At 59.9% G+C, this 5,903-nt stretch carries 5 protein-coding genes; 4 read left to right on the forward strand and 1 reads right to left on the reverse strand.

Translation table 11 applies throughout. The features are described 5' to 3' along the window. The first annotated feature begins 107 nt into the window (after positions 1-107). The 4 genes from FJ398_25330 to FJ398_25345 all read left to right on the forward strand — a co-directional run bounded on the left by FJ398_25330 (position 108) and on the right by FJ398_25345 (position 4,150). Positions 108-446, forward strand: a complete 339-nt coding sequence (locus FJ398_25330) for a GxxExxY protein (protein MBM3841215.1) — start codon at positions 108-110, stop codon at positions 444-446. A gap of 231 nt (positions 447-677) precedes the next feature. Then, positions 678-1,094: a cupin domain-containing protein gene (locus FJ398_25335; GenBank protein MBM3841216.1), complete on the forward strand. Its 417-nt coding sequence runs from the start codon at positions 678-680 to the stop codon at positions 1,092-1,094. Between the two features lie 273 nt (positions 1,095-1,367). After that, positions 1,368-2,591, forward strand: coding sequence for a YjgP/YjgQ family permease (locus FJ398_25340; GenBank protein ID MBM3841217.1), 1,224 nt, complete (start codon positions 1,368-1,370; stop codon positions 2,589-2,591). Between the two features lie 326 nt (positions 2,592-2,917). Further along, positions 2,918-4,150, forward strand: coding sequence for an anion transporter (locus tag FJ398_25345; GenBank protein MBM3841218.1), 1,233 nt, complete (start codon positions 2,918-2,920; stop codon positions 4,148-4,150). A gap of 285 nt (positions 4,151-4,435) precedes the next feature. Here FJ398_25345 and FJ398_25350 read toward each other — a convergent pair whose 3' ends face one another. Then, positions 4,436-5,701, reverse strand: coding sequence for an aminotransferase class V-fold PLP-dependent enzyme (locus FJ398_25350; GenBank protein MBM3841219.1), 1,266 nt, complete (start codon positions 5,699-5,701; stop codon positions 4,436-4,438). Positions 5,702-5,903: the final 202 nt, after the last annotated feature.

Genomic DNA, 5,903 nt, shown 5'->3' on the forward strand with positions numbered 1-5,903 from the left:
GGAGGATATTCTCCTTCGTCGCGCCTCGCCATCCGGCCTTTGGCGCGAAAACAGGACCCCGCGGAATTTTCGGACACGCTCTAACTCGGCAAATTCTCGGTGCAGCGATGAAGGTCTTGAACGAACTGCGGCCAGAACTCGACGAGAAGATCTATGAAAACGCGCTGGTGATCGAACTGCGCGGCCTGGGTTTCCAGATCGAGCAACAGAAGCGATTTCCCGTGCGGTATCGCGGGCAACTCGTCGGAACGCTCATCCCAGACCTGATCGTGGACGGCAAAGTCATTGTCGATCCGAAGGTGATTTCGGCATTCGCGGACGATCATCTCGCGAAGATGCTGGGTTACTTGGCGATCACGGGATTGGAATTGGCCATTCTGCTGAATTTCAAATTTGCACGATTGCACTGGAAGCGAGTCGTGCGCTCCCTCAAAGGAGCCACATAACTCACGGCAGCGTTGCGCTTTGGCAAAGGAGGGCCGAATCCAGGCCTTCTCCGGTAACCGAGAAACCGCGGAGATCGCAGATTCCGCGGAGAGTTCGATGAGGAGATCGGCGTGTTTATCCGCGGCCATCCGCGCTATCCGCGGTTATCTGTTTTGTGTTGATAGCTCGCTCGACTCCGCGCGCGGCATTTCATTCTTGACGGAGAATCATTCCGCTCAAGACTGGCGCGCATGCCCGACCCATCGAAGTTCACGTGGCGCTTTGTCTCCTTCGACGAAACCGAGCGCGAGGAGGTCCCTGGACGCATTCATCACTGGTACTGCAAGCCCGGCATGGTGAAGCATACCGATCTCCTTTTCGTCCGCGCCCATTTGCATCCGGGCCAGGCGCACAAATTCCACTTTCACCCGAAGATGGAAGAAATCCTCTACGTCCTGTCCGGCACGGCGGAGCAGTGGGTGGAGAAGGAAAAGAGGATCATGCGGCCGGGCGACTCCCTTTACTTGCCCGCCGGCGTCATTCACGGCACTTACAACACCGGCGGGACATTGCTCGACTTTCTCGCGGTGCTCTCGCCAGCGAGCAGCGGCGAGCCGATCACCGTCGAAGTGGGCGATCAGGAGCCTTGGAAATCGCTGCGCGCGTAAGCAGTTCCCGGCTTCGAGTTCCAAGTTCAACCGGACGGAAGACTTGCAGCGCATCCACGAGTTGTCGGCGTCCCGTAGCGCAGATTTGAAATCTGCTGCATCGGATTGCATCCTGCGGGACGTCGGTGGGCCAGTTGCGCCAAGAACTAGCGGCGCGCTGCCGATTGCAAATCGGCGATACGGCAGAGTGCAACTCTGCGCTACAAAAACAGAAGTGCGGACAACCGCACTGGAAGATTTGGAACCTGAAACTCGAAACTTGAAACTCGAAACTTGAAGACGCTGCACCTCTACCTCACGCGCCAGGTTGTTTCGACCTTGCTCATGACGGTCGCGGTGTTCACGTTCGTGTTGCTGCTGGGGAGTGTTCTGAAAGAAATCCTGGCGCTGCTGGTCAATCGCCAGGCCACGCCGGGCCTGGTGCTCCAGGCCGTCGCGTTGCTGATCCCGTTTGTGCTGGCGTTCGCGCTGCCGATGGGGATGCTCACGGCCACGTTGCTGGTGTTTGGCCGTTTCAGCGCGGATCAGGAATTGACCGCCGTGCGCGCCGGCGGGGTCAGCCTGGTTTCGCTCATCACCCCCATTCTTCTCCTGAGCGCAGGAATGAGTGTGATTTGCGGCCTCATGAATCTGGAAATCGCGCCCCAGTGCCGCGTGGCTTACAAGAACCTGCTCTTCCGTGCGGGCGTGGAGCAATCTTCGATGCACCTGCCCGAGGATCGCTTTGTGGATGATATCCCCGGCTGCATCATTTACGTCCGCAAACGCGAAGGCAACGACCTGCGTGACGTCCGGTTTTACCGGATCGAAGGCGACCAAATCGTCACGCGCGTCAGCGCTGAACGCGGCAAGATCATCGTGGACCAGGCGGCGGCCAAAATGCGGTTGCTCCTGGAGAACACCATCGTCGAACAACGAATCTCCCGCGAAAAGCAGCCCAAGGACTCGCTGCCCCTGGAAGACGAAACGGTCACGGACGCGAACGGCGTCGCGCATCGAAGACTGCTTAAGCCTTTGTGGAGGACCTCGCCTTTTCCGGAAAGCAAATCTGCGCAACACGAGTGGAAATCCTTGCTTCAGGATTCGTTCGAGCCCGAGCCGCTCGACCTCAAACGCGATGCGCAAACGCAGCGAAAACCGAAGTTGAGCGAGCTGAGTTTTTCGCAATTGCGCTCGGAAGTTCACAAGTTGGAAACCCAAGGCGTGGACACGACTCCGGCCATCGTGCAACTGCACCGGCAGATTGCTTTCTCCTTCGCCAGCCTGGGGTTCGCCTTGATCGGCATCCCGCTGGGCATTCGCGCGCACCGCCGGGAAACATCTGTCGGCGTGGCCCTGGCGCTGATTCTCGTGTTGATTTACTACAGCTTCTTTGTGCTGGGACAAGCGTGGCAGGCGCGTCCGGAGTTCGCGCCGCACCTGATTCTCTGGCTGCCGAACTTCTTGTTCCAAGCCGTCGGCGCCGTCCTGCTCTGGCGGGCGAACCGGGTGGGGTGAGCCAAAGTTCAAGGTTCAAGGTTCAAGGTTCAAAGTTCGAGGTTCGATGTGCGTTGTCGAAGTTGGCTCCTGCTCTGTCCCAGGAGTGCGAGAAACGCCAATCGCGGTCGCCAGGGCTTCTCCCCCCGAACTGTTTTCGCGTTTTCGCGCCTTTGTCGCAGACCCTCCCAAACGAGGGCGCACCCACGCATGACCGTTTACCGCACCACGGATGGCCTTTCCAGCGACCTCGCCAGCGCGCTGCACGAAGAATCGGACGGCACGCTTCAACCCTCCAGCTTGACTCACCTGCAATTTCGATTTTCTCTGGCCGCGCAGCCACGCGTATGAACAAAGAAATCCTCGCCATCCTGATCTTCGGCTTCACTTACGTCCTGATCAGCGGACGGCGGCTCAAGATTCTGCCGCTGAACCGGCCCGCCGCGGCGCTGCTCGGATCGGTGTTGATGGTGGCCGCCGGGGTCATGACGCCGGAGCAAGCATATCGGGCCGTCGATTACGACACGCTCGTCCTGCTGCTGGGGATGATGCTGATTTCCGCTTACCTTTTCCTGGCCGGCTTTTTCGATTGGGCGGCGGACTGGATCTTGCGCAAAGCTGAAACTCCTCAGTCCTTGCTCCTTTATTTGATCCTGGCGTCCGGGATTCTCTCGGCGCTGCTGGTCAATGACACGATTTGTTTGATGCTGACGCCGCTCGTCGTGGCGGTGATGGTGCGCGGGAAGCTCCCGCTTGCTCCGTATCTGCTGGCGCTCTCGATGAGTGCCAATCTCGGCAGCGTGGCGACGCTGGTGGGAAATCCGCAAAACATGATTATCGGCCACCTTTCCCGCATTCCGTTCGTGCGCTTCTCACTGGCGCTCGTCCCGGTGGCGATCGTCGGACTGGTCATCCAGTACGCGGTGCTTCGAATCGGGTTCCGCAGCGTCTTGGACGGGGCAGTGATCCACCGGCCGCAGGAAGGCGCACGGCCGGTGAATCGCGGGTTGCTGGCCCTGGCTTTCGCCGTGCTGGCGCTAGTCTTTGCCGGATTTGTCGCCGGCCTCAATTTGGCGTGGACCGCGCTGGCGGGAGGCGCGCTGATCATGGTTCTGGCGCGACGGGACACGCATGAGGTGCTGAAACTCGTAGACTGGCACCTCCTGGTCTTCTTCGCGGCGCTGTTCGTTGTTGTCGAGGCGCTCAACGGGACAGGATTGCCGGAGCAAATCTACGAGCGGGTGCGCGGAATTTTCGGAGTGAGCTCGACGGCGCAGGCCTGGAATCTGGCCTGGTTCTCGGCGCTCGGCTCAAATATTTTTTCCAACGTCCCGTTCGTTCTTGTGGCCGGAAAGTGGATCAACAATTTCGCGCAACCGGAATTGATGTGGAAAGTGCTGGCGCTGGCGACGACTTACGCCGGAAACCTCACCATCCTGGGATCGGTCGCCAACATCATCGTTGTGGAATCTGCCCGCGGCCAAGTGGAGATCGGCTTCTGGGACTACGCCAAATTCGGCATTCCCGTCACGATTCTGACGACGGTCGTGGGGATGGCGCTGCTCCTGGCCCTCTCATAGTAACAAGAGAGGGATTCAGCCGAGCCTGGATTCGGGCAGTTCTTCCCATGAACTTGGTAGGGCGAGCCTGGCCGCAGCGAGCCGCGTCGGACGTGTTCCACGCACGTCGAGCGGCTCGCCGGGGACGGACTCGCCCTACCGGGTTCAAGGGCCGTAAGCAGGTTCGTAAGGCACGTTGGATCCCCACGAAACACGCGAAAAACCAAGGCAGGTTTGGCCAGCATCGCCATCCACCGCGCCGGCAGGGATGCCAGGCGCTCCCAAGGCTGCGACGGCAGCGCAGCCCTACCGCATCAAAGGATCCCCGGCATGCTTCTGCGGCGATGAAGCAGCGGGAAATATCCGAGCCAAAGCTTCGGCGAGGCGCTGATATTGCGGGAGTGAATTGTAGAGTTGTGCCGAAACGCGCAGCAATCGCTTCGGCGGCGCCGGCCAGGGAATGATCGGGACCTCGATTGCGTGCTCGAGGCGGAGTTTGTCCTGGTCTGAATCGGAATAAAGAGGCGAGCGCGGCGGCTGGGCACCGGCCGCGTCGGGAATGGGGAAGGAAGCCAGCGATCCAACCATTTCGTCCGGACACGGAGATTCGATGTTAAGCGCGCGGCAGAGGATCCTTCGCGCGTCCAGGACAAGTTCGCGGTTCCGCTTCATCACTTCGGGCCATCCGCCGGGCAAAAGGTCTCCCACGCAGCGCACCGCTTCAGGCACCGACAAGAACGGCGAAGGATCCCATGTGCCGGTCCAGCCAAATTCGATCAGGAAGCGCGAGCGATCCGTTCGCGATGAATTCGCGCCGTGACTGATGGAGAGTGGCCGAATCACCTTTTGCAGGCCGCGCCGGACCCAGAGAAAGCCCGCGCCCTTTGGAGCACAGAGCCATTTGTGGCAGTTGCCTGTGTAACAGGCCGCGCCGATAGAACGGAGATTCAGCGGAATCATTCCCGGCGCATGGGCGCCATCGATCAAAGTTTCGATTCCGCGCTCCGCCAGCTTGGTCACGAGCTGCTCGATCGGAAACACCAACCCGGTCTGGCTGCTCACGTGGTCGAGCAAGGCCAATCTCGTGCGCGGTGTGACGCGCCCCAGGATGCTCTCGACGACTTGCTCCGGACGTTGCACGGGAAAAGGCACGGTGGCCACGATGACGCGGGCGCCGGATCGTTCGGCGGCAAAATTCAGCGCGTTGCGGCAGGCGTTGTATTCGTGGTTCGTTACCAGGAGCTCATCACCTGGCTCGAACTGGAGTGATCGCAACACCGTATTCACGCCTGAGGTCGCATTGGAAACGAAGACGAGATCCGCGGGGTCCGCGCCGAGGAATTCGGCCAACCGGCTTCGGGCTTGATCCAGCAACCCCTCCAGATCGCGCACGAAGAATTGCACGGGCTGGCGCTCCAGACGGTTCTGGATTTCGCGCTGGAACTCCAAGACGGCGCGCGGACAACTGCCGAACGATCCGTGATTCAGAAAGATGAGGTTCGGATCAAGCGGCCAGAGCGCCGGGTCGCACGCCGGTTTGATCAGAGGGGATGGAAGTTCGCGAGGAGTCATCCTGGGAATACGAGAGCGTAAAGATTTTCGATGGGTTTCGAGTTTCGAGTTTCGAGTTTCGAGTTCAAAGTTCAAAGTTCAAAGTTCAAAGTTGGGCGTGCAGGTTTCTTGGCCGTGGAAACTTCCCATGAACCGTTCCTCCGGACCGTGGCCTTTAGGCCGCTTCAACGCTCGACTCCGGAGAGTGCGCGGAAGCAGCCTG

The organism is Verrucomicrobiota bacterium (assembly GCA_016871535.1).
In the GTDB taxonomy this organism is placed as follows: Bacteria; Verrucomicrobiota; Verrucomicrobiia; order Limisphaerales; family SIBE01; genus VHCZ01.